The sequence below is a fragment of the Rhodoferax sp. XS2R6 genome (assembly GCF_056521365.1).
Map to the genome: position 1 here is coordinate 420063 of NZ_JBWMAY010000001.1, position 22037 is coordinate 442099.

Annotated in this window: 23 protein-coding genes; 17 read left to right on the forward strand and 6 right to left on the reverse strand. The window is 60.2% G+C overall.

Features of this window, described 5'->3' with window-relative positions:
• Nucleotides 1-71: 71 nt before the first annotated feature.
• The 6 genes from AC097A_RS01975 to AC097A_RS02000 all read left to right on the forward strand — a co-directional run bounded on the left by AC097A_RS01975 (nt 72) and on the right by AC097A_RS02000 (nt 6158).
• A complete protein-coding gene (locus AC097A_RS01975) occupies nt 72-1385 on the forward strand; it encodes an O-acetylhomoserine aminocarboxypropyltransferase (protein WP_479619547.1) in 1314 nt (437 codons plus the stop codon).
• Complete coding sequence (locus tag AC097A_RS01980) at nt 1385-2206, forward strand: alpha/beta fold hydrolase (RefSeq protein ID WP_479619548.1); 822 nt, start codon at nt 1385-1387, stop codon at nt 2204-2206. The genes AC097A_RS01975 and AC097A_RS01980 overlap by 1 nt, the downstream gene beginning before the upstream one ends.
• Nucleotides 2207-2274: 68 nt before the next feature.
• On the forward strand, nt 2275-2616 hold the full coding sequence (locus AC097A_RS01985) for an Mpo1-like protein (protein ID WP_479619549.1): 342 nt from the start codon (nt 2275-2277) through the stop codon (nt 2614-2616).
• A gap of 420 nt (nt 2617-3036) precedes the next feature.
• Nucleotides 3037-4548, forward strand: coding sequence for a DUF2779 domain-containing protein (locus AC097A_RS01990; RefSeq protein ID WP_479619550.1), 1512 nt, complete (start codon nt 3037-3039; stop codon nt 4546-4548).
• Between the two features lie 10 nt (nt 4549-4558).
• Entirely contained in the window at nt 4559-5530 is a 972-nt protein-coding gene (locus AC097A_RS01995) for a helix-turn-helix transcriptional regulator (protein ID WP_479619551.1), read from the forward strand.
• Nucleotides 5514-6158: a hypothetical protein gene (locus AC097A_RS02000; RefSeq protein ID WP_479619552.1), complete on the forward strand. Its 645-nt coding sequence runs from the start codon at nt 5514-5516 to the stop codon at nt 6156-6158. The genes AC097A_RS01995 and AC097A_RS02000 overlap by 17 nt, the downstream gene beginning before the upstream one ends.
• Nucleotides 6159-6287: 129 nt before the next feature.
• On the opposite strand, the gene AC097A_RS02005 is transcribed toward AC097A_RS02000, so the two are convergent.
• The 4 genes from AC097A_RS02005 to AC097A_RS02020 form a co-directional block, all read right to left on the reverse strand.
• Nucleotides 6288-6437, reverse strand: a complete 150-nt coding sequence (locus tag AC097A_RS02005) for an HAD domain-containing protein (RefSeq protein ID WP_479619553.1) — start codon at nt 6435-6437, stop codon at nt 6288-6290.
• 337 nt (nt 6438-6774) lie between these two features.
• A complete protein-coding gene (locus tag AC097A_RS02010; RefSeq protein WP_479619554.1) occupies nt 6775-7620 on the reverse strand; it encodes a hypothetical protein in 846 nt (281 codons plus the stop codon).
• Between the two features lie 362 nt (nt 7621-7982).
• Nucleotides 7983-9209 (reverse strand): YihY family inner membrane protein, encoded by a 1227-nt coding sequence (locus AC097A_RS02015; protein ID WP_479619555.1) that lies wholly within the window; start codon nt 9207-9209, stop codon nt 7983-7985.
• A gap of 46 nt (nt 9210-9255) precedes the next feature.
• A complete protein-coding gene (locus AC097A_RS02020; RefSeq protein WP_479619556.1) occupies nt 9256-10047 on the reverse strand; it encodes a substrate-binding periplasmic protein in 792 nt (263 codons plus the stop codon).
• Nucleotides 10048-10195: 148 nt separating this feature from the next.
• On the opposite strand from AC097A_RS02020, the gene AC097A_RS02025 reads away from it, so the two are divergent.
• The 5 genes from AC097A_RS02025 (at nt 10196) to AC097A_RS02045 (ending at nt 14681) form a co-directional block, all read left to right on the forward strand.
• Nucleotides 10196-10612 carry a DUF2069 domain-containing protein gene (locus AC097A_RS02025; RefSeq protein WP_479619557.1) on the forward strand — a complete coding sequence of 139 codons (417 nt, stop codon included), beginning with the start codon at nt 10196-10198 and terminating at the stop codon, nt 10610-10612.
• Nucleotides 10609-12033, forward strand: coding sequence for an FAD-binding oxidoreductase (locus tag AC097A_RS02030; RefSeq protein ID WP_479619558.1), 1425 nt, complete (start codon nt 10609-10611; stop codon nt 12031-12033). Before AC097A_RS02025 ends, AC097A_RS02030 begins: the two co-directional genes overlap by 4 nt.
• 86 nt (nt 12034-12119) lie before the next feature.
• Nucleotides 12120-13277 (forward strand): MFS transporter, encoded by a 1158-nt coding sequence (locus AC097A_RS02035; RefSeq protein WP_479619559.1) that lies wholly within the window; start codon nt 12120-12122, stop codon nt 13275-13277.
• Between the two features lie 43 nt (nt 13278-13320).
• Nucleotides 13321-14169: a thymidylate synthase gene (locus AC097A_RS02040; RefSeq protein WP_479619560.1), complete on the forward strand. Its 849-nt coding sequence runs from the start codon at nt 13321-13323 to the stop codon at nt 14167-14169.
• A 2-nt stretch (nt 14170-14171) separates the two neighbouring features.
• Nucleotides 14172-14681: a dihydrofolate reductase gene (locus tag AC097A_RS02045; RefSeq protein ID WP_479619561.1), complete on the forward strand. Its 510-nt coding sequence runs from the start codon at nt 14172-14174 to the stop codon at nt 14679-14681.
• 13 nt (nt 14682-14694) lie between these two features.
• On the opposite strand, the gene AC097A_RS02050 is transcribed toward AC097A_RS02045, so the two are convergent.
• On the reverse strand, nt 14695-14910 hold the full coding sequence (locus AC097A_RS02050) for a glycine zipper 2TM domain-containing protein (protein WP_315473315.1): 216 nt from the start codon (nt 14908-14910) through the stop codon (nt 14695-14697).
• Nucleotides 14911-15098: 188 nt separating this feature from the next.
• On the opposite strand from AC097A_RS02050, the gene AC097A_RS02055 reads away from it, so the two are divergent.
• On the forward strand, nt 15099-15500 hold the full coding sequence (locus AC097A_RS02055) for a response regulator transcription factor (protein ID WP_479619562.1): 402 nt from the start codon (nt 15099-15101) through the stop codon (nt 15498-15500).
• A 5-nt stretch (nt 15501-15505) separates the two neighbouring features.
• On the opposite strand, the gene AC097A_RS02060 is transcribed toward AC097A_RS02055, so the two are convergent.
• Nucleotides 15506-16138, reverse strand: coding sequence for a response regulator (locus tag AC097A_RS02060; protein ID WP_315473317.1), 633 nt, complete (start codon nt 16136-16138; stop codon nt 15506-15508).
• Between the two features lie 56 nt (nt 16139-16194).
• Here AC097A_RS02060 and AC097A_RS02065 point away from each other — a divergent pair, with 56 nt between their 5' ends.
• The 5 genes from AC097A_RS02065 to AC097A_RS02085 all read left to right on the forward strand — a co-directional run bounded on the left by AC097A_RS02065 (nt 16195) and on the right by AC097A_RS02085 (nt 21991).
• Nucleotides 16195-17550, forward strand: a complete 1356-nt coding sequence (locus AC097A_RS02065; protein ID WP_479619563.1) for a CHASE3 domain-containing protein — start codon at nt 16195-16197, stop codon at nt 17548-17550.
• 120 nt (nt 17551-17670) lie between these two features.
• Nucleotides 17671-17835 (forward strand): DUF1328 domain-containing protein, encoded by a 165-nt coding sequence (locus AC097A_RS02070; protein ID WP_105259781.1) that lies wholly within the window; start codon nt 17671-17673, stop codon nt 17833-17835.
• Between the two features lie 87 nt (nt 17836-17922).
• Nucleotides 17923-18237, forward strand: a complete 315-nt coding sequence (locus AC097A_RS02075; RefSeq protein ID WP_105259782.1) for a BON domain-containing protein — start codon at nt 17923-17925, stop codon at nt 18235-18237.
• Nucleotides 18238-18295: 58 nt separating this feature from the next.
• Complete coding sequence (locus AC097A_RS02080) at nt 18296-18520, forward strand: CsbD family protein (RefSeq protein WP_479619564.1); 225 nt, start codon at nt 18296-18298, stop codon at nt 18518-18520.
• Between the two features lie 120 nt (nt 18521-18640).
• On the forward strand, nt 18641-21991 hold the full coding sequence (locus AC097A_RS02085; RefSeq protein ID WP_479619565.1) for an EAL domain-containing protein: 3351 nt from the start codon (nt 18641-18643) through the stop codon (nt 21989-21991).
• The last annotated feature ends 46 nt before the right edge of the window (nt 21992-22037 follow it).

Below are 22037 nucleotides of genomic sequence, written 5' to 3' on the forward strand. Positions count from 1 at the left end.
TGAGCATCAAATATAGCCCACAATGCCCCAGTTTCATCCCGATTACCAAGTGACTTTCACCGGAGAACCCCATGCCTGGTTACGCTGACCCCGGCTTTGACACCCTGGCCCTGCACGCCGGTGCCGCGCCCGACCCCACCACCGGTGCCCGCGCGGTGCCCATCCACCTGACCACCTCGTTTGTCTTCGAGTCCAGTGAACATGCGCAGTCACTGTTCAACCTGGAGCGTGCGGGCCACGTCTACAGCCGCATCAGCAACCCCACCAACGCCGTGTTTGAGCAACGCATGGCCGCGCTCGAAGGCGGCATTGGCGCCATTGCCACGTCCAGCGGCCAGGCCGCGCTGCACCTGGCCGTGGCCACGCTCATGGGCGCAGGCGGCCACATCGTCGCCAGCACCGCGCTGTATGGCGGCTCGCAAAACCTGCTGCACTACACGCTGCGCCGCTTTGGCATCGACACCACCTTTGTGAAACCCGGCGATGTGGACGGCTGGCGCGCCGCCGTGCGGCCCAACACACGCCTGTTTTTTGGTGAAACCGTGGGCAACCCCGGGCTGGACGTGCTGGACACGCCCACCATTGCGCAGATTGCGCACGAGGTCGGTGTGCCGCTGCTGGTGGACTCCACCCTCACCTCGCCCTGGCTGGTGCAACCCTTCACGCAAGGGGCCGATCTGGTCTACCACTCGGCTACCAAGTTCCTGAGCGGCCACGGCACGGTGATTGGTGGCGTGGTGGTAGACGGCGGCAGCTTTGACTGGGCCCGCGCCCATGCGGCGACGGGCCGTTTTGCCGAACTGGCCGCGCCCTACGAGGGTTTCCACAACATGAACTTCAGCGAGGAAAGTACCGTGGGCGCCTTTCTGTTGCGTGCACGGCGTGAAGGCCTGCGTGACTTTGGCGCCTGCATGAGCCCGCACAGCGCCTGGCTGATTCTGCAAGGCATAGAAACCTTGGGCCTGCGCATGGCGCGCCACATCAGCAACACCGAGAGGGTGGTGGAGTTTCTGGCGAGCCAGCCTTTTGTGGGCCGCGTGGGCCACCCGCTGCTGGAGAGCCACCCTAGCCACGCACTGGCGCAAAAGCTGCTGCCCAAGGGCGCGGGCTCCGTCTTCAGCTTTGACCTGAAGGGCAACCGCGAACAAGGCAAAAAGTTCATTGAAACCCTCAAGGTCTTCAGCCACCTGGCCAATGTGGGCGACTGCCGCAGCCTGGTCATCCACCCCGCCAGCACCACCCACTTCCGCATGAGTGACGAGGCGCTGGCGGCCGGGGGCATCACCCAGGGCACGATCCGCCTGTCCATTGGCTTGGAAGACCCGGATGATTTGATAGATGACCTGAAACGCGCGCTCAAGGCCGCAGAAAAGGCAGGTGCGTAATGCAGCTCACCGTCAACGGCGCCACCGCCTATTGCTACACCGGTGGCAAACCTTTTGATGCCGCCAAACCCACCGTAGTCTTCATCCACGGCGTGCTCAATGACCATAGCGTGTGGGCACTGCAGAGCCGCTACCTGGCAAACCACGGCTACAACGTGCTGGCCGTGGACCTGCCCGGCCACTGCCGCAGCGGGGGTGAAGCACCATCCTCCGTAGAAGAAGCGGCTGATTTCATCGTGGCGTTGCTCGATGCTGCAGGCATCAACAAAGCCGCGCAGGTGGGCCACAGCTGGGGCTCGCTGATTGCACTGGAAGCGGCTTCACGCCTGAAAGAACGTGCCACCCATCTGGTGCTGGTGGGCACGGCCTACCCCATGAAGGTGTCGCCCGCGCTGCTGGAGACCTCGCTCAGCGCCCCGATGAAAGCGCTGACCATGGTGAACGTGTTTTCGCGCAGCACGCTGGCCGCGCCGCCCTCCGCGCTGGGGCCGGGCACCTGGGTCTATGGCACCAGCATGGCGCTGGGCCGCCGGGTGCTGGCCAGCAACACGGCCGTTAATGTGTTCCACCGCGGTTTCTCGGCCTGCAACAACTACGCGCGGGGCGAAGAGGCCATGGCGCAGGTGCTGTGCCCGGTACTGTTTGTGCTGGGCGAACAAGACCAGATGACCACGCCCAAGGCCGCGCAGGTTTTGCTGGCAGCAGCCCGCCAACGCGCAGCCCGCACCGAGCTGCAGATGGTGCCCGTGGGCCACCACCAGATGACCGAAGCCCCGGAGCAAACCCTGTCCGCCATGCGACAGTTTTTGGCCAGCCCCTAGGGCAAGTGCGCTTGCCAAGTGCAAGCGCTGTGCACGACCATGGTGCACTACCGATCAGGAGAGCGACCATGGACGCCACCAACACCCCCAGCCCCACCGCCGTAGACCCGCGCAGCTTCCACAGCTTTGCGGAGTTCTATCCCTTTTATTTGGGCGAACACAGCAACACCACCTGCCGCCGCCTGCACTTTGTGGGCTCCACGCTCACGCTGGTGTGCCTGGCCATGCTGCTGGCCACCGGCAAACCGCAGTACCTGCTGTACGGCCTGTTGTGCGGCTACGGCTTTGCCTGGGTCGGCCACTTCGGGTTTGAGAAAAACAAACCCGCCAGCTTCAAACGCCCGCTCTACAGCTTTATGGGCGACTGGTGCATGTACCGGGACATCTGGACCGGGAAGATCAGGTTTTGAGACGGACAGCTGAGCAAATCTGATCGCACACACTGCTATTTATTTCGTAGCTGCTTGCGCATATTCCAAGGGCGCTAGAGGCTTGTTTTCTTTAAATTTGGAACAGTGAAACCTACGATCTGCGAACAAGGTTCAATGCTTGCTAGCCAGACGCCTTCTCCGGGCCAGTTGCCGACAGTCACGAATGCCCGGTATCTGGCAGCTGAAATATTTCTACGGAAGCGGGGGATGTCCACCTTTCAAGAATCCACACGCATCGATGAAGCTCCCTCGACCATGGAAATGACACCGCAACTTACAGTGGTTCTAAGCAACGAAATATGCGTCACAAATCGACGCATCATGAACGATACTTCAATCTATAAATGCAAAAACAAATGGAACTGGTCGTATTGACCACCCAATCAATCGAAGAGTGCAATGGGAGAAAATTTGCGTACGTTTTCGAAATCAAAGCTGTTGGCACTGCGCCAATGCCCCAAGCGCTTTTGGCTAGAGGTGCACCACCCCGAGTTACGAGACGACTCTGATTCCACGGAAACCAGCTCGCAGATTGGCCACCAGGTAGGTGAACTCGCACGTCAGATCTATGACCCAGAAAATCATGGTGCGCTCATTGATATAGAAGCTGAAGGCTTCAAACGCGCTTTCGAGCGTAGTCTTGAATTGCTACAGAATCGCCAACCTGTATTTGAAGCAGGCTTTTCCGTAAACGGCGCTTTAGCCTTTGCGGATGTCATGCTTCCTGTTCAACACGACGAAAAAGCCATGTGGCGCATGGTAGAGGTCAAGTCATCCACCAGTGTCAAAGACTACTACCGTGATGACATTGCAATACAGGCCTACTTGGCCCGGTCCGCTGGCGTTGCATTGCATCGTATTTCTTTGGCACATATAGATAGCAGCTGGGTCTACCCTGGCAATAAAGACTATCGCGGTCTGCTCAAAGAATGCGATTTGACTGACGAGGCGTTTGGTCGCGATGAAGAAGTCAAAGAGTGGATTGCGCAGGCACAAAGCATCTGCGCAAATCCTGCAGAGCCCACGCAGGAAACGGGCGTCCATTGCAGCCAACCTTTTGATTGCGGCTTTTACAGTTACTGCACCTGCAACGACCCCAAAGCCGAACAGCCCATCTTTTGGTTGCCACGCTTTCCGTCTGCCAAAGTACGGGAAATGGCGAAGCAGGGAACGATTGAGATGAAAGACGTTCCGGATGAAGCACTGAATGCAAAGCAACGCCGCGTTAAGGCGCACACGTTGGCCGGCACGATGTACTTTGATCAAACGGGGGCAGCCGCCGATCTTTCGGTCTATTCCTTGCCTGCCTACTTTCTGGACTTTGAAAGCATTAACCCGGCAATACCTTTCTGGGCGGGAACTCGGCCCTATCAGCAGAACTGTTTTCAGTTCAGCCTTCACATATTGGGCACCGACGGCCAATTGCTACACAAAGAGTTTCTGGATCTTTCAGGAAGTGATCCGTCTGCCGCCTTTGCTCAGGCATTGATTGTCTATTGCGGTAACAGCGGTCCGGTGTATGTGTACAACGCAGCGTTTGAAACCACACGCATATGCGAACTTGCGCAACGCTACCCGAACCACAGCGATGCGCTACTGGCAATCAACGCCCGCATAGTGGACTTGCTACCCATTGCGCGGGAGCGGTACTACCACCCCAGCCAAGAAGGAAGCTGGAGTATCAAAAAGGTATTGCCAGCCGTGGTGCCAGAGCTGAGCTACGCAGACCTGGACGGCGTGCAAGACGGCGGTAAAGCGCAAGAAGCATTTATGGAGGCTATCCACCCCAACACTAGCACTGAGCGCAAAAGCCAGCTGGAGCGCCAATTGCTCGCGTATTGCAAGCTAGATACCTACGCCATGGTTCGGCTGTGGCAGGTGTTTGCGAACCGCACCGAGTTGAAGCTCTGAAAGACGCAGCATGGCAGAACGCAAAGAAAACATGGAAGGCCTGGTCATGACGCTTGAACTACTCAAGCGAATACCGTCCAGCCGCTGGGTCACCATCAAAGACGTACAGGCAGAGCTGCAGGAACAAGACGCACGGTTTATTCGATCAGAGCGCAACTACCAAAAGATGTTTCGCAAGCTTGTCAACGAAGGTTTGATTGACGAAGACGACTCGTCCAAGCCGCACCGCTTCAAGAGCAACGAGACCAGCAAGCGCCTGACAGTGCGCAACCTGAATGCCAAAGAAGCGTTGCTATTGACGCTGGCGGAACGGCAGCTTCGTCCATTGTTGCCTGCCAAATTGATGAAATCGATGGACAGCTTCTTTGTTGAAGCGCGTAGTCAGTTGTCAGAAAAGGCACCAGCGCAGTTAGAGCGAGAGTGGCTTGCCAAGGTACGCACTATCTGCACGACACAGCCGCTGTTGCCGCCAAAGGTTGATGGAGAGGCTTTTCAGCAAGTAAGCGATGCGCTGTTTGGTAACCAATGGCTGGACTTGATCTACAAAAGCGCAAACGGCAAAAAGGCGAATAACTACAAAGTTATGCCCCTGGGTCTTGTGCAACAAGGGCCGCGCATGTATCTGGCCTGCCGGTTTGACGGATATGACGACAACCGCAGCTTGGCGCTTCACCGCATGTTTTCGGCCAAGGCATCAACCTTGAATTTTGAACGCCCCAAAGATTTTGATTTGGACAATGTAAATGAAGACCTGAGTTTTAGCGATGGACCACCAAAAATGGTTCGATTGAGCTTTGTAATTGACAAAGCAAATGGGTTGCACATTGTTGAATGTCCGTTGTCAACAGATCAGCAAGTTGTCGAGCTAGACGATGGGTACGAGATCACCGCTACGGTGGCGGATACCGATGTGCTTGATCGATGGTTGTCCAGTTTGAAGACCATAAAAAATATTAGGACTAAAAATGCAAAATTCACTTAAACAGTTACTTGTCGAACTTGAACGGACCTATCAAGGCTCTCAGATTTTCCGAGCAGCATCAGCTGAAAACAAAAGCTGGTCCTATTCACTTGTTGATGGATATTGCTCAACGAATCAGCCACTTCTGATCGGATTCAACTGGGGTGCCGGTAAGAATATTTCCTACAAACCTCAGAACCTGGACGACGACAAAGCCTTCGCGCCACCTGATCTTGGGGGGTCCATGTCCAGAGTCCGGCAGTACTTGGCAACGCACTTTCCAAATCATCAGATTGAGAATATGAATCAGACGAACTATTGCTTTTTTCGCTCTGAAACTGAAAGCCAAATTGATGAGTCCGATTTGGTGCGGTGCCAACCCATATTTAAAAAGTTGATTGATCTATTGAAACCCTCCGTTGTCATCTGCTTTTCGAGCAAACTTCGAGATTACTTGCTGAGTGCAAAACTAGTTTCTATCGAAGATTCCGACAAATTGACTATTAACTTCGACCGAGGTCGATTGAAATCCACCTACACGGTGATGAAGGGGCGGTTTGAATCTGGTGTGGTCGTAAATTTCTTACCACACCCCAACTACCCGATGACACGTGACGCCAGAGTTATGGCATGGGAATTTTGTTTTTGAGTTGTGCAGTGAAGTTGCTTCTGTCATCCCCCAGTTCGGACGAGGTAACGTCAATTAAAAATTGGTAGCTCGGTGCAACTCCAATAATGCGCGCTGCGATGTCAGGTGAAAACCTATTTTTCATATTAGTCAAGTGGAACTGATCACAACCTGTACCGCCGGGAAGTCACGCATGACACGTTCAAACCGAGACAGATGGCAGAAGGCCACATATGCCGGAACGACTTGGTCTTCGTATTGGGGATGAAGCACTCCATCGAAGTCCAGAAACAAAATCATCAGTAGGTTCGCTCCATGAATACCAAGTTACAGAGAGAGATTTTTCACCGCTACGCAAATCTCTATCGCGCTCCTGGTGAAGATTGCGTTAAGCCGATAGATGAGCCTTGAATTGAATGCGGGGATGCATGGTTTGCGCAGGTGGATGAACTCAGCTGCGCTTGCGAGGCCGAAATTCAGTCGCTCATTGGCAAAGGGATTTCTGCAAAGCATTGGCCACGAATTGCACAGATTAAAGAGAAATTGGGTGGTCTGCGCTTTTATGTCGTCGGCAATTTGTCGGAAGACCTGAGGGATCGAATCTTGTGGGTTGAGCAAGCTACAAGCTTTTGAGTTTTCACTCGCCACGGTTTTTTGTCGCCAGCACGGCGACCGTGTATTGGCTTTGTAGTGTGTTGTTTACCGTTGCCGCGTATATGACAAAGGCGTTGGGTTGCATCTGGGCGCGGACAAGACCCATCGAATTTCTAGCGATACGGGCTATACCGTGCATATTCATTGCAGGTGTTTCGACAATGACCAAGGCCGCAGTTGCTTGGTTTAGCCACTGCGGACCAGGTAACGGTTGTGATGTATCTACCAATAGATGCGCTTCGATTTCGTATGCACATTCACAGCCTTGCCGAAAAATCTGGGTGCACAGATCTTCGAAGTCAATTCCAATCAAGCTGGCATCCAATGCCGATTTAGCAATGGAAATACACACTCGAATTCCGTTGTTGATGCCTGCCTGGTCGCCGCCCCACGAAAGAGGGATGACCGCCTTCGATGCATTTCTGTAGGTATCTGCGTTTCTTCGCACTCCCACAAGTGGTTGCGCATCCAACGGATTGGTTGGCGATAGTGCTATGCAACAGGTGAAAACACTCTGCGCTTGTAGTGTTGTTGCCACAAGCACTGCGAGTGACAAGTCAGTTTCGAGGTCCGCAATCAGAAAGACAAAGTCGAGGTCGCCTGCGTGCAAAAACGATGCCTCTAGCGCTGTTTGAACTGTAAAAGCACGGTGAATGAACGGTGGGAAATCTAACGAAAGACTGTCTTTGTTCAGCGCACGACTAACGCAATCTCCGACAAAGACAATGCCAAACTGTTTTTCGCCCTGAAAGGCGGCAGACAGTGTTGCACTGTCTATTGGGTTCAGAGCATCGATGCAATGTTTGGTCTGGATGTTTGATTTTTTCACGATGTGCGTCCACGGTTTGAAGACGAACAATTGTCAAACGGGGTGCGTCGCAATGTGACGGGTGTAGCGAATGGTGAAGCGTAGATGCGAGAACTGTCACGATGCGTTCGTTGTATCTATGGATTTCAGCCACTTTCAGAGACGGCTCCTGGTCATCACGCGAAGTCCGGTATCCAAATCAAGCTTCTCTGAAGCGGTCGTTCATTGTCTGCAGTTCAGCGCACCTAAATGACCGCTGCCAGGCGACCAGTCGATCCATCGCTAGGACCGCTTTGGGGCGCTTGCCGTCGAACTCCGGTCAGTCCAAGTGAGAAGCGGGAACTACAGCCCTCTAAAAACCCCCGACTGCAGCCTAACAACCGCTACTCTTTCTGTAGCGCCTCGCGCAATGTAGTCGAGGGCCAGCGGCCAATTTTCCATAAATTCTCAGTCACCGCATCGGGCTTGAGCAGGGCCGCACGCATCAGCGGCTCCAGCACGGTGGTGTCCAGGTCTACCAGCAGCACGTAACGCGCCTGCACATCGTGCACGCCCTCTTCGCTGAGCTGCCCCACCCAGTCCAGTTCCACCAACATTTGCAGCACCGGCTCCAGCCGCAGCGGGTCCACCTGCATGGTGGTGCGGAGCTGGGTCAGGGTCAGGCCTCGGTCTACGCCACTCCGGGCGCGCTCCAGCAGTTGCAGTGATTCCAGCGCCAGCTGGAACTGCCAGCCATGGCCCAGGCGGCGGCGTGGCACACCGGCAATCAGGCTGGGCAGATAGGCCGTCAGCGCTGCGCCCAGCAACACAATCACCCAGGCCACGTAAATCCAGACCAGCAGAATGGGCACCGTGGCAAACGCGCCGTAGACCACCGAATAGGTGGGCACCTTGCTCAAATACAGGGCCAGGCCCTTGCGCGCCAGCTCCATGCCGGCGGACACAAACAGCCCGCCCATCCACGCGTGGCCCCAACGCACCTGGGTGTTGGGCACAAAGTGAAACATGGCCGCCATGCCCGACGCCACCAGCACAAATTGCAGGCTGTCCAGCAGCAGGCTCACCCCACCGGGCAAGCCACCCACCAGCCCCTTGGAAGCCGACACGGCGTACGACGTGAGCGACAGGCTGGCCCCCAGCAACAACGGCCCCAGCGTGATGGCGGCCCAGTAGATCAACACGCGCTGGCCCAGGGGGCGGCGTTTGCGCACGCGCCAGATGCTGTTGAGCGTGCGGTCAATGGTAAAAATCAGCGCCAGCGCCGTGCCCAGCAGCACCGCCAGGCCGGCCACGCCCAGGCGGCTGGCCTTGCCAGCAAACTGGTTGAGGTAACCCAGCACCTGGCGCGCAATGTTGTCGGGCACCAGGCTTTCGATCAGCCACTTCTGCAGCACATCCTGAAACTTGGCAAACATGGGAAAGGCGGTGAACACCGCCAGCGCTACGGTAATAAATGGCACCAGCGCAATGGTGGTGGTGAAGGTGAGGCTGCTGGCCGTCAGACCCAGGCGGTCTTCGCGAAAGCGCTCGCGCAGGGTGATGGCAGCGTCCCGCCAGGGGATGCTGGCCACGTCGCGCAGCCAGGGTTTCAGACGTTCGATCAGTTGCATCCCGCCATCATGCCATCAGCGCCGGCGCAGACGGCCGGGGGAAAACCTACTTCTCGGCCAGGGTGGGCTGAGACTTCCACTTCTGAAAACTCATACGAATCAACTCATCCAGCACACCGTTTTTCTTCAGCAAGGCCAGGCGCGCGTCGATCTGTTCCAGTTTGTCCGCACACTTGCCATTGCGCGTGAGCACGATGTAGTTGGGGCTGTCCACCAGATACGGCTCCTTGACCACGAAACGCTCTTCGTCCCCGCGCTTGAGCAGCAGCGCCATTCCGGTGTAGTAGCCGGTGATGAAGTAGTCGATGCGACCCAGCGCCAGCTTCTCAAAATTGCTCTCGGGGCTGTTGGACTCCTGGATGGTGAGCTTGTCCCTGAGGTACTCGTCCACCCCGCCGCCAAACACGTTGCCGCGCGTGATGCCTCCGCGCAGCTTGATCAGGTCGGCGCGGTCACGGAATTCAAACGGGTGTTCACGCGCGCCGAACACGGCCACCGGGTTGGAAAGGGCAGGCGTCTTGGGGTACAGCAAGAAGGCCTCACGCTCCGGCGTCTTTTTCAGCGTGGCAATCATGTCCACCTCGCCACGCTCAGCCAAGGTCATGATCCGTGGAAACGGCCCCTGGTAGCGCACCTCGTAGGGAATTCTCAGTTCGGTCAGCACGCGCTTGGCAATTTCAATGCTGGCGCCCTGCAGGGTGTTGCCGTCATACCAGTGCAGGGGCGGGTAAGACGGGTCGGCCGTGAGCACCACGCGGTTGCACTGCGCCTGCGCCCCCACGGCCAGCCCCAGCCACAGGCCACTGATCCATCCCCATTGACGCAGGTGCAAGCTCATTGCCAGTACTCCAAGCCACCGACGGTGCTGAGTCAGCCTATCCCTATCACCGGCTGCCAGCAAGAGGGGAAAACCGGCCCTCTGCCGGGGCTTGGCCCCGTGCTGCCCGGCCGCGGCTGGCATTTGTTTTAAGCTACGCGGCTTACCTATGCAAGCAACTCCCCCCACTCCCTCCTCTTCCCACACCGTGCAGCTCAGCCGATGGGTCGCCGTCACCAGCACCGTGGGCCTGATCCTGCTGGGCCTGCTCTGGGAGCTGTGGCTGGCACCTACCGGCACGGGCACCTTGGCCCTGAAGGTGCTGCCGCTCTGTATTCCACTGGCCGGCCTGCTAAAAAACCGCATGTACACCTACCGCTGGGTCAGCCTGATGGTGTGGCTGTATTTCACCGAAGGCGTGGTGCGCGCCTGGAGCGACAAGGCGCCCGGCAACTGGCTGGCGCTGCTGGAGGTGCTGCTGTGTATCGTGCTTTTTGTGGCGTGCACTGCCCATATCCGCCTGCGCCTCAAACACGCCAAGCTGGCCGCAGCCCCTGACGCACCAACCATCCGCCCTGCCCCATGACCGAACCCCAAGCCCTGCGCGCCACGTTGCGCACCCTCGTGGGTGATGCCCATGTGCTCACCGATGGCGACCTGACTGCGTATGAGCAGGACTGGCGCAAACGCGAACGCGGGCGCGCCCTGGCCGTAGTGCGCCCCGGCACCACTGCCGAGGTGGCTGCGGTGGTGAGCGCCTGCGCGGCCGCCGGCGTGAGCCTGGTGCCCCAGGGTGGCAACACTGGCATGGTGGTGGGTTCCATCCCCGATGCCAGCGGCACCCAGGTGCTGCTGAGCCTGCAGCGGCTGAACCGCATCCGCCACATTGACGCGGCCAACCTGACCGTCACGGTAGAGGCCGGCTGCGTGCTGCAGACGCTGCAAGAGGCGTGTGAGAAAGAAAGTTTTCTGTTCCCGCTGAGCCTGGCCGCCGAAGGCAGTTGCACCATAGGTGGCAACCTGGCCACCAATGCGGGCGGCACGCAGGTGGTGCGCTACGGCAACACGCGCGAGCTGTGCCTGGGCCTGGAAGTGGTGACGGCGCAAGGCCAGGTGTGGGACGGCCTGACCGGCCTGCGCAAAGACAACACGGGGTATGACCTGCGCCACCTGTTTATTGGCTCCGAGGGCACGCTGGGCGTGATCACCGCGGCCACGCTGCGCATGTACCCGCTGCCCGCGGCCCAGCTCACGGCCTTTGCCGCCGTGCCTTCGCTGGAAGCCGCGGTAGAACTGCTGGGCCTGGCCCACCAGCACCTGAATGCGGGGCTGACCGGTTTTGAAGTGATGGGCGACTTTGCGCTGGGCCTGGTGCGCAAACATTTTCCGCAACAGAACGTGCCGTTTGGCGGAATGAGCCCTTACTGCGTGGTGCTGGAAAACTCCGACCACGAGTCCGAGAGCCATGCGCGCGGCCAGTTTGAGCGCCTGCTGGAAGCCGCGCTGGAGCAAGGCTGCGTGCTGGACGCCGTAGTGGCCGAGAACATCGCCCAGGCCCGCGCCCTGTGGCACATCCGCGAGAGCATTCCGCTGGCGCAGGCCCAAGAGGGGCTGAACATCAAACACGACATCTCGATTGCGGTGTCGCGCATCCCCGCCTTTGTGCGCGAGACCGATGCATTGCTGGCGCAGCACTTTCCGGGCGCGCGACTGGTCAACTACGGCCACCTGGGCGATGGCAACCTGCATTACAACGTGCAGGCCCCGGATGGCGCCGATGCCGAAGCCTTTTTGCGCGACCAGGAGGGCCCCATCAACGCCTTGGTGTACGAGGTGGTCGACCGCTACCGGGGCTCCATCTCGGCCGAGCACGGCATTGGCAGCTTGAAGCGCGAGAAACTGGCGCACCACAAATCGCCGGTGGCGCTGCAAGCCATGCGTGCCATCAAGGGTGCGCTGGACCCGCACAACCTGCTGAACCCGGGCCGGGTGCTATCAATAGAGTAGCTGCTTGCGCATATTCCACGGGGTCTATAGCCTTATTTGATGCCTAAAACCTGCACTCCCTTTATTTGACTTTTCAGAGCGTCACCGTGTTACACCTCATTCTTCTGGGCATTGTGTATGTGTCCTTCATCAGCCTGGGGCTGCCCGACGGCATTCTGGGCGTGGCCTGGCCCGCCATCCGCGCCGACATGGGCCAGCCGCTGGCGGCCGTCGGGGCCATCACCATCGCCATGACCATCAGCTCGGCCACGGCCAGCTACTTTGCCGGGGCCATTGCCAAGCGCATAGGCACCGGTGCGGTGGTGGCCACCAGTTGCCTGATGACAGCGCTGGCGCTGATCGGTTTTGCCTATGCACCCTCGTTTGGCTGGCTGGTGGCACTGGCGGTTCCGCTGGGTCTGGGGGCCGGCGCGGTGGACGCGAGCCTGAACCACTTTGTGGCGGCGCACTATTCATCCCGCCACATGAACTGGCTGCACGGTTTTTGGGGCGTGGGCGCCACCACCGGCCCATTGATCATGGGCATGGCACTGGCTAGCAGCACCGGCTGGACGGCCGGCGCGCAAACCATTGGTCTGATTCAGCTAGGCCTGGCCGTGGTGCTGTGGTGCACCTTGTCGCTCTGGTCCAAAGAACACTCCAAGCCCCCGGCCGAGGACAGCGAACACGGTGCCACCACCTTCAAGCCGGTACGCACGCTGGCGCTGTGGCTGGCACCGCTGACCTTCCTGTTCTACGTGGCGGCCGAGATGGGCACCGGCCTGTGGGCCGCCAGTATTCTGATGACCGACCGCGGCCTGTCGCCCACCGACGCAGGCATCTGGGTGTCGGTTTACTTTGGCTCCATCACCGCGGGCCGTTTTGGTGTGGGCCTGGTGGCCAACCGCCTGGGCAACCGCAAGCTGGTGCAGCTGGGCTTGGCCGTGGCCACCGTGGGGGCGGCCGTGTTTGCCGCCCACGGGCTGCTGGGCGCGGCATCCCAGTTGGGGCTGGTGCTCATGGGCCTGGGCTGTGCGCCGGTGTTCCCCTCGCTGATGCACGAAACCGCACGGCGTTTTCCGGATGACATAGCCCGCACCGTGATTGGCCGCCAGATGACGTTTTCCTACATCGGCGGCTCCGTGGTGCCCGCCGCCTTTGGCCTGCTGGCCACCTGGGCGGGCCTCTCTGCGGTGATGCCAGTGGTGGTGGTCTTGCTGATCGCGCTGCTGGCGCTGACCACAGCCCTCAACCGAATGACCTAAGCGCCACAGGCGTACCCTTCCACCCTGCCTCTAGAATTCCGCCATGACCAGCCCATCCTCCGTGCGCCCGGTGCGCAGCCAATACGAAGACTTCATGCGCCATGTGTACACCACGGGCGTCTTCAAATCTGACCGCACCGGCACCGGCACCAAAAGTGTGTTTGGTTACCAGATGCGCTTTGACCTGAATGAAGGCTTTCCGCTGGTGACGACCAAGAAGGTGCACCTGCGCTCCATCATCCAGGAGCTGCTGTGGTTCCTGACCGGTTCCAGCAACAACAACTGGCTCAAAGAACGCGGCGTGAGCATCTGGGACGAATGGGCGAATCCCGAAACTGGGGACCTGGGCCCCGTGTACGGCGTGCAATGGCGCAGCTGGCCCACGCCGGATGGCGGCCACATCGACCAGATTGCCGACGTCATCAAGACCCTGAAGACCAACCCCGACAGCCGCCGCATCATCGTCAGCGCCTGGAACGTGGCCGAGCTCAACAAGATGGCGCTGATGCCCTGCCATGCGTTCTTCCAGTTTTACGTGGCACCGGCCGAGACAGAGGGTGGCAAGGGCAAACTCAGCTGCCAGCTGTACCAGCGCAGCGCCGACATCTTTTTGGGCGTGCCCTTCAACATTGCCAGCTACGCGCTGCTCACCCATATGGTGGCGCAGCAGTGTGACCTGGACGTGGGCGACTTCATCTGGACCGGCGGTGACTGCCATATCTACAGCAACCACCACGAGCAGGTGGAGCTGCAACTGAGCCGCGCACCCCTGGCCTACCCCACGCTCAATATCAAGCGCAAGCCCGAGAGCATCTTCGACTACCAGTTTGAAGATTTTGAGGTGCTGGGCTACGAGAGCCACCCCGCCATCAAGGCGCCCGTGGCGGTGTGAGCATGACGAACGCTGCTGCCTCAAGCCCGCGCCTGCACCTGATTTATGCGCGTGCCGCCAATGGTGTCATTGGCGTGAACGGCACCCTGCCCTGGCATTTGCCCGAAGACCTGGCGCACTTCAAGCGCACCACGCTGGGCTGCCCCGTGATCATGGGGCGCAAGACCTGGGATTCGCTGCCGCCGAAGTTTCGCCCGCTACCGGGGCGCACCAACATTGTGGTGACGCGCCAGCCAGATTGGCATGAAACAGGGGCCCAGCCCGCACCAGACCTGCGCAAGGCGCTACAACTTTGTGAGCAATCTGCGGATGTGTGGGTGATTGGAGGGGCCCAGCTGTACGCACTGGCCGAGCCGCTGGCCAGCACTGCGGTGGTGACCGAGATCGAGCAAGAATTTGCGGGTGATGCCTTTGCACCCACCTTGGGTGAGGCCTGGAAAGAAACCGCCCGCGAGCGCCACGTAGCGGCGAGCGGGCTGGCGTTCAGCTTTGTAACTTACACCCGCGGCTGATACCGTCGGCGGCTTACTTTTTGGTGGCTTGGTGGCCAATGACGCCACCGGCCGCCGCACCTGCCGCGGTGCCCAACACGCCGCCCCCGATGACATTGCCCGCCACGCCACCAATGACGGCACCAACGGCGGTGTTTTTCTCTCGGTTGGTCATGCCGGCGCAACCGCTCAAAACCAGCAGGGCCAGCACAACAGCAGTGCTACGCAGGGAAGTGGAAGTGTTTTTCATGGAACGACCTTGGTATAAAACATCAGCAAACTCTGATGCTTGAAGTATCTGTACGCCACAGTGCGGTGGGTAGCAGACAGCGCCGCAAATAGCCGTAGGTCTTGTCCTACACACAGTCGGGCTGGCGACCCATGGCCGGGGCTCCGGTTTGCAGGCACACTGGGCCACTAGACCAATATCAAGCCGCCATGCCCGTGCTCACCACGTTTCTCGTCGAAGACAGCCCGGTCATTCAGCAGAGCCTGATTGCCACGCTGCAAGAACTCACCCCCGTCACCGTGGTGGGTGTGGCGGAGGACGAACAGGCCGCCCTGCAGTGGCTCTCCGAGCCTGCCCACGGAGTGGATCTTGTGATCGTGGACATTTTTCTGCGCAGCGGCTCAGGCTTGGGTGTGCTGCGTGCGGCCCGGCAGCGCTGGCCACAGCGGCATCTGGTGGTGCTGAGCAACTACGCCACGCCCGACATGCGCACTGTCTGCCTGGCGCTCGGTGCCCAGCAAGTGTTTGACAAATCTACCGAGATTGAGGCGCTGATTCTGTACTGCCAAACCCTGGCGAGTGACAACGTGGCCAACGCGCCCGCCTTCTGATGCCACTACTGGATCAACCCGTTTTTGAGGCCGTAGTAGGTCAGGTCGCTGTTCGACTCCAGGCGCATTTTTTCCATCACCCGGGTGCGGTAGGTGCTCACCGTTTTCACACTCAGCGACATGCTGGTGGCAATGTGGCCCACCGTCTCGCCCCGCGCCAGGCGCAAAAAGACCTGCAGCTCGCGCTCGGACAGCTGGGTGTGCAGCGGTTTGTCGCCCCCATCGGCCAGGCCGTCGGCCAGCAGCTCCGCCACACCGGGCGTGATGTACTTGCGCCCGCGGTGCACGGTGCGGATCGCTTTGACGATGTCCTCGGGGTCGCAGTCCTTGTTGAGGTAACCGCTGGCGCCCTGGCGCAGCAGGGTGGTGGCGTAGTGCACCTCGGCAAAACCGCTCAAGATCAACACCGGCAGGTCGGGCGCCCGCGCCTTGATGGCCACCAGCGCGTCCACCCCGCTGTGGTCGGGCATGGAAATGTCCATCACCATCACGTCCACCTCGCCCTGGCGCACGATGTCCAGCGCTTCGCGGCCGTTCACCGCCTCGGCCACCACCTGAAAGTCCGGCTGGTCGGCAAAAAACTGGCGCAGCCCGGCGCGCACCATGGCGTGGTCGTCAACGATGGCAATCCGAATCATGGGCACGGGAAATTAGTCATGCGGCATGATCCCACAGTTCTCCCCGCGACCGGTCCATGAAAACACTCACCGTCTTTCAACGCAACCCTTGGGTCATGGGGCTGGCCTTCGCCGCCGCCGCCGCCACGGTGTTTATCAGTGAGGCTTCGTACTGGCGCTCGGCCGGCACCTTGCAAGAGCTTAGCGCCATGGGCGCGGCGCGCACCCAGATTCAGGTGTTGGAACGCAGCATGCTGGATGCAGAAACCGGCCAGCGCGGCTACCTGCTGACCCACCGCAAGGAGTACCTGGAGCCATATGCCCAGGCGCTGCTGCGCATTGAAGAGGCCTACCGGGTGCTGGACGCCTATTACGGCAACGACCCCGAATCCCAAGCGCTGCTGCAGCGCCTGCACGGCCTGACCGAGACCAAGCTCTCCGAGCTGGCCCTGACCCTGCGGCTCAATGAAGAAGGCCGCGGCAAGGCGGGCCAGGAAATTCTGATGACCGACATCGGGCGCGAGAAGATGGACGCCATCCGCGCTACCAGTGCCGAGCTGCTGGAGTACCAGACCCGCGCCGTGAGCGCGAGCCGTGCCGAGCTGGATGTCACGCTGGCGCTGGGGCGCTTTGGGGTGGCGCTGCTGAGTGCAATCAGCCTGCTGGCGCTGTTTTTCTACCTGCGCCAATCGCAGGCCCTGAAGCTGCAGCAAATGGAGTTGCAACGTGTGGTGCAGCTGGAACGTGACCGGCTGGAAGTGGAAGTGGCGCACCGCACGGCCGAACTGATCGAGCTGGCGCAGCACTTGCAAACCGCCCGCGAAGACGAACGTCAGCGCCTGGCGCGCAACCTGCACGATGAGCTGGGGTCGCTGCTGACCTCGGCCAAACTGGACGCCGCTCGTATCAAGTCGCGCCTGGCCAACACCGCCCCCGAAGCCCTGGAGTTGCTGGTCCACCTGGTGGGTACGCTCAATACCGGTATTGCACTGGGGCGGCGCATCATCGAAGACCTGCGCCCCTCGTCACTCAGCAACCTGGGTCTGGTGGCCACACTGGAGATTTTTGCCCGCGAGTACGCGGCCCAATCGGGCGTGGCGGTGCATTGCCAGCTGGAACCTGTGCCCCTGCGCCCATCGGCCGAACTGGTGGTGTACCGGCTGGTGCAAGAGGCCATTACCAACATCACCAAGTACGCCCAGGCGCGCAATGTCTGGATCGAGCTGTGCAGCCGCGCCGGCCAGGTGGAGGTGTCGGTGCGCGACGACGGTCTGGGTTTTGACACCGGCACCAAACCCCAGTCGGCCTACGGCCTGGTGGGCATGCGTTTTCGGGTGGGGGCCGAAGGTGGCAGCCTGCATCTGCAGTCCCGCCCCGGGCAGGGCACGCAGATTCTGGCGCGCCTGCCGCAGCACACACCACCGCCGGCCTGAGCCTGTCAGATTGGTCCTACGCGCACCTGCGCGCTTGGCCCACACGCACACGGCGGGCTGCCTGATCGCCATTCCAGCCCATGGCAAGCACACTGGGGCATCCCTTTTAGGAGCCCCGAAATGCTGCACTACGCCGTTGTCTTTTTTGTCATTGCCCTGATCGCTGCCCTGTTTGGCTTTGGTGGCATCGCCGCCAGCGCGGTCGAGATTGGCAAGATTTTGTTCTTTGTGTTCCTGGTGCTCGCCGTGGTGAGCTACCTGTTCGGGTTCTTCCGAAAAAACTGATCCCTTCCCGTGTGCCCACCGGTAGTGGGGCCCTTTCACTACCTTGTCCATCCGGACGTCTATTCACCCATCCATTGGAGATTCACCATGAACTTTCGCACTATCCTCGCCCTGACCTTTGCCGCCCTGCTCACCCTGACTGCCACCGGCTGCGCCGTCCAACGCGGGCAGTCCACCGTGGGCGCCTATGTCGATGACACGGCCATCACCACCGCCGTGAAGAGCCGCTTTGTAGAAAACAAGACCGTCGATGCCGCCGCCATCAGCGTGGAAACGCTCAACGGCACCGTGATGCTGTCCGGCTTTGCCAAGAGTGGCGACGAGAAAGCCACCGCCGCCACGCTGGCTTGGGGCGTCAAGGGCGTGAAGGCGGTCAAGAACGAAATCACCGTTCGTCCTTGATCCTGGGGGGCCGTCGGCCCCCGTTTTCCTCTCTCTATCACTTCACCAAGGGAACACCATGAACTGGGATCGCATTGAAGGTAACTGGAAACAACTGACCGGCCGCGCCAAAGAACAATGGGGCCAACTCACCGACGACGACCTCGACGTCATCGCCGGGCGCCGGGACCAGCTCGCAGGCAAGATCCAGGAGCGTTACGGCGTTGCCAAAGACGAAGCCGAGCTGCAACTGGCCGCCTGGGAACGCAAGGCGACCGACGCCTGGTTTGTCAAAAAAGACTAAGCCAGCCAGGCCCGCACGCCCTCCATACCGCAAGGCATGGAGGGCGTTTTTCCATGTTGGACCGCCCCGGGCATCTGATGCAGAATGGACGCGTCACACATTGCAGGTTGGGAACATTCTGTGTACTCACGCTCCAGCTTTGAAACCAAGGTGCTCGCCGCATTTGTGGCCGCTGCCTGTGTGGTCTCTGCACTCATCACAGCCGCCTGGAAGCTGGCCCAAGACGCCACCGACGCCGCCAGTTTGGTGGCGCACACCCACCAAGTGCTGGGTAATGTGGCCTACATCCGTGCGGACACCCTCCAGATTGAACTGAGCACGCAGAGCTTTCGGGTCTCTGGTGACCCAGCCCACATCACAGAGCGCGACCTGCGCATTGCGGCCCGCGAGAAGACACTGGCCCAACTGCAACAGCTGACCCTGGACAACCCGCCACAACAGGCGCGCTGGTCCCAGCTGCGGGCCGTGATCGACCAACGCTTGGCCATTTCCAGGCAGGTGGAGATGCTGCGCAAAACACAAGGCATGGAGGCCGCCAACGCCTTTGTCGCCAGCGCCCCCTTGCGCGAGACCCGTGCGCTGGTCAATCACTTGTTGCAAGCCCTGGAGCAGGAAGAAAACCGCTTGCTGTCGGCGCGTGACAAGGAGCAGTCCGCCACCCGGGCCGTGATGGTTTACATGGGGCTGCTGGTGGCTGGGCTGTTGTTCGCCTTGCTGGCGGCCACCTATGTGCTGATACGGCGCCAGCTGCAAGACACCCGGGCCAGCCAGCGCGCCCTGGCGGACAACGAAAGAAACCTGGCCACCACGCTGAATTCGATTGGCGACGCGGTGCTGGCGACCGATTTGCAAGGCCGTGTCAGGCGCATGAATCCGGTGGCGGAGCAACTGACTGGCTGGGACCTGGAGGCCGCTGTCGGCAAACCCGTGACCGAAGTTTTTTACATCGTCCACGAATACACGCGTGCCCCCGCGCCTGACCCGGTGGCCCAGGTACTGGCGACCAACGAAGTGCAGCAACTGGCCAACCACACGGTCCTGGTAGCGCGCGACGGGCGTGAATGCCCCATTGCCGACAGCGCAGCGCCCATCCGCAACGGCGAAGGCCAAATGACGGGGGTCGTGCTGGTGTTTCGCAATGAAACAGTGGCACGCCGGGCCCAGCGTGCCATTCATGACTACAACACCTTGTTGGAACAGCGGGTGCAGGAGCGAACGCTGCAATTGCATGAGAGTGAAGGCCATTTGCAAAGCGTGATCAGCAATGTGCCCGCCATGATTGCGTATGTGGACGCGCAGCAGCGGTATGTGTATGTCAACCAGCAGTACCGCGAACGGTTTGCCCCGGAGCACGCCGACATCACCTGCTGCACCGTGCGCGAAATTTTGGGGGAAGCACGCTACGCGATTGCCGCCCCGCTGATTGCCAAAGTGCTGGCGGGAGAAAACCAGACCTATGACTGGCAGCCCTTTCCCGGTGTGTGGCAGGTCATTCAATACATCGCCAAACGCAATGCCCCGGGCGAGGTGAGCGGCTACTACGTGCTGGGCAATGACATCACCGCACGCAAGCGGGCGGAGGAAGATATTCAGTCGCTCAACACCACGCTGGCACAGCATGTGCGCCAGCTGGAACATGCCACCCGCGCGCTGAAAACCCTGAGTGCAGGCAACCGCGCCATGTTGCGAGCCACCACCGAGCAAGACCTGCTGAACCATATGTGCGAGGCCATCGTGAACGCAGGTGGCTACGGCATGGCCGTTGTCTGGTACCGGCTGGATGATCCCCAGCAGTCGCTGCTGGCCATGGCCGAGAACGGCTACCCCGATGGCATCGCCGCCTTGCGGCAGCTCAAAGCCACCTGGGCAGACAAGCTCCACGGCCAGGGGGTCGTGGGTGCTGCCATACGCAGCGGCCAAACGCAGGTGGTGGCGGATATGGCCACCGATGCCAGCTACGCGCCCTGGCGCGCGCAGGTGCGCGGTGCAGCGTCGGCCCTGGCATGTCCTATTTGGGTAGACGGCATCGTCATCGGCGCCATGGCCATCTACGACGTGGAGGCCGACACCTTTGGTACGGACGAGGTGGCGCTGCTCGGCGAATCTGCCGACGACCTGGCCTTTGGCATTACCACCTTGCGGGCGCGCGCCGAGCAACAGAGAACCCAGGACGCGATGTACCAACTGACACGGTATGACGCGCTAACGGGGCTGCCCAACGAGACCCAATTCACCGAACTGCTGTCCACCACCATCGCGTCCAGCACACGCAGCGGGCAGTCTTTTGCCGTGCTGCAGGCCAATATTGAACGCCTGAGCGAAATCAACGATGCCCTGGGCTTCAGCCATGGGGACCATATGCTGCAGCAGTTTGGGGAGCGCATCAGCGCCGCAGCACCGGCACACGCCAGTGTGGCCCGGCTGCGCGGGGACGAGTTCGCCATCCTGCTGCCCGGCAGTGACACCGCGTCAGCGCTGGCAGTTGTGCAACGGCTTAACGACTTGCTGGCCCGACCATTCCCGGTGGCAGATATCGCACTGCAGGTGTCCGCCCGCATAGGGGTGAGCCTGTTCCCGGCGCACGGAAACACCCCACACGACCTGTACCGCCACATGGACATTGCGGTGCACCAGGCCAAGAAAACGGGCATGCCCCATGTGGTGTTTGACCCGCACCAAAGCCAGGACCAGACCCAACGCCTGAACCTGGCAGGAGAGCTGCAGCGCGCGATCGCGGCTGGCGATTTGATGCTCTACCTGCAACCCAAAGTCGAGATGCAGACCGGCCGTGTGTGTGGTGCCGAAGCCCTGGTGCGCTGGAAACATGCCGAGCGGGGGATCATTCCCCCAGGCGAATTCATTGGCTTGGCCGAACATACAGGCCTGATTAAGCCGCTCACGGAGTGGGTGATCCAGAGCGGTGTGCGGCTTCTCAAACAGTGGGAAGAGCAGCAAAGCGCCATGCCGATTGCCATGAACCTGTCTGCCCGCAACTTGCGGGACGAGACGCTGCTGGAGCAGATCCGGAACTGGCGTGCCGCTGCGGGGCTGCGCACCGGGCTGCTGGAGCTGGAGATCACCGAGAGCGCAGTGATGGAAGATGCCGAGCTGGCCCTGCGGGTGCTACAGGGCCTGCAAGCCGACGGTATACCGCTCTACATCGACGACTTTGGCACGGGTTATTCGTCCTTGAGCTACCTGCAGAAATTGCCCGTGAGTTACATCAAGATCGACCAGTCTTTCGTGCGGCAGATGCAGACCAACAAGGACTCTGCCCTGATCGTGCGCTCCACCATCGACCTGGTGCACGACCTGGGCCGCCATACCGTCGCCGAGGGCGTGGAGACGCAGGAACAGTGGGACCTGCTGCTCGCCATGGGCTGCGACATCGCGCAGGGCTACTTCATCGCCAGGCCCATGCCGGCGGAAATGTTTCAGGATTGGGTGCGCAGCTACCAAGCGCAACGCTGAGCCAGGCCACCAGGTCCGGGTAGCGGCAAGGGCCAGGTGCCTCTGG

What these genes read in the sequence shown, in the direction of transcription:
- AC097A_RS01975 (WP_479619547.1), top strand. Translation starts at nt 72, where the DNA reads ATGCCTGGTTACGCTGACCCCGGCTTTGACACCCTGGCCCTGCACGCC.
- AC097A_RS01980 (WP_479619548.1), top strand. Translation starts at nt 1,385, where the DNA reads ATGCAGCTCACCGTCAACGGCGCCACCGCCTATTGCTACACCGGTGGC.
- AC097A_RS01985 (WP_479619549.1), top strand. Translation starts at nt 2,275, where the DNA reads ATGGACGCCACCAACACCCCCAGCCCCACCGCCGTAGACCCGCGCAGC.
- AC097A_RS01990 (WP_479619550.1), top strand. Translation starts at nt 3,037, where the DNA reads ATGGGAGAAAATTTGCGTACGTTTTCGAAATCAAAGCTGTTGGCACTG.
- AC097A_RS01995 (WP_479619551.1), top strand. Translation starts at nt 4,559, where the DNA reads ATGGCAGAACGCAAAGAAAACATGGAAGGCCTGGTCATGACGCTTGAA.
- AC097A_RS02000 (WP_479619552.1), top strand. Translation starts at nt 5,514, where the DNA reads ATGCAAAATTCACTTAAACAGTTACTTGTCGAACTTGAACGGACCTAT.
- AC097A_RS02005 (WP_479619553.1), bottom strand. Translation starts at nt 6,437, where the DNA reads ATGATTTTGTTTCTGGACTTCGATGGAGTGCTTCATCCCCAATACGAA.
- AC097A_RS02015 (WP_479619555.1), bottom strand. Translation starts at nt 9,209, where the DNA reads ATGCAACTGATCGAACGTCTGAAACCCTGGCTGCGCGACGTGGCCAGC.
- AC097A_RS02020 (WP_479619556.1), bottom strand. Translation starts at nt 10,047, where the DNA reads ATGAGCTTGCACCTGCGTCAATGGGGATGGATCAGTGGCCTGTGGCTG.
- AC097A_RS02025 (WP_479619557.1), top strand. Translation starts at nt 10,196, where the DNA reads ATGCAAGCAACTCCCCCCACTCCCTCCTCTTCCCACACCGTGCAGCTC.
- AC097A_RS02030 (WP_479619558.1), top strand. Translation starts at nt 10,609, where the DNA reads ATGACCGAACCCCAAGCCCTGCGCGCCACGTTGCGCACCCTCGTGGGT.
- AC097A_RS02040 (WP_479619560.1), top strand. Translation starts at nt 13,321, where the DNA reads ATGACCAGCCCATCCTCCGTGCGCCCGGTGCGCAGCCAATACGAAGAC.
- AC097A_RS02045 (WP_479619561.1), top strand. Translation starts at nt 14,172, where the DNA reads ATGACGAACGCTGCTGCCTCAAGCCCGCGCCTGCACCTGATTTATGCG.
- AC097A_RS02050 (WP_315473315.1), bottom strand. Translation starts at nt 14,910, where the DNA reads ATGAAAAACACTTCCACTTCCCTGCGTAGCACTGCTGTTGTGCTGGCC.
- AC097A_RS02055 (WP_479619562.1), top strand. Translation starts at nt 15,099, where the DNA reads ATGCCCGTGCTCACCACGTTTCTCGTCGAAGACAGCCCGGTCATTCAG.
- AC097A_RS02060 (WP_315473317.1), bottom strand. Translation starts at nt 16,138, where the DNA reads ATGATTCGGATTGCCATCGTTGACGACCACGCCATGGTGCGCGCCGGG.
- AC097A_RS02065 (WP_479619563.1), top strand. Translation starts at nt 16,195, where the DNA reads ATGAAAACACTCACCGTCTTTCAACGCAACCCTTGGGTCATGGGGCTG.
- AC097A_RS02070 (WP_105259781.1), top strand. Translation starts at nt 17,671, where the DNA reads ATGCTGCACTACGCCGTTGTCTTTTTTGTCATTGCCCTGATCGCTGCC.
- AC097A_RS02075 (WP_105259782.1), top strand. Translation starts at nt 17,923, where the DNA reads ATGAACTTTCGCACTATCCTCGCCCTGACCTTTGCCGCCCTGCTCACC.
- AC097A_RS02080 (WP_479619564.1), top strand. Translation starts at nt 18,296, where the DNA reads ATGAACTGGGATCGCATTGAAGGTAACTGGAAACAACTGACCGGCCGC.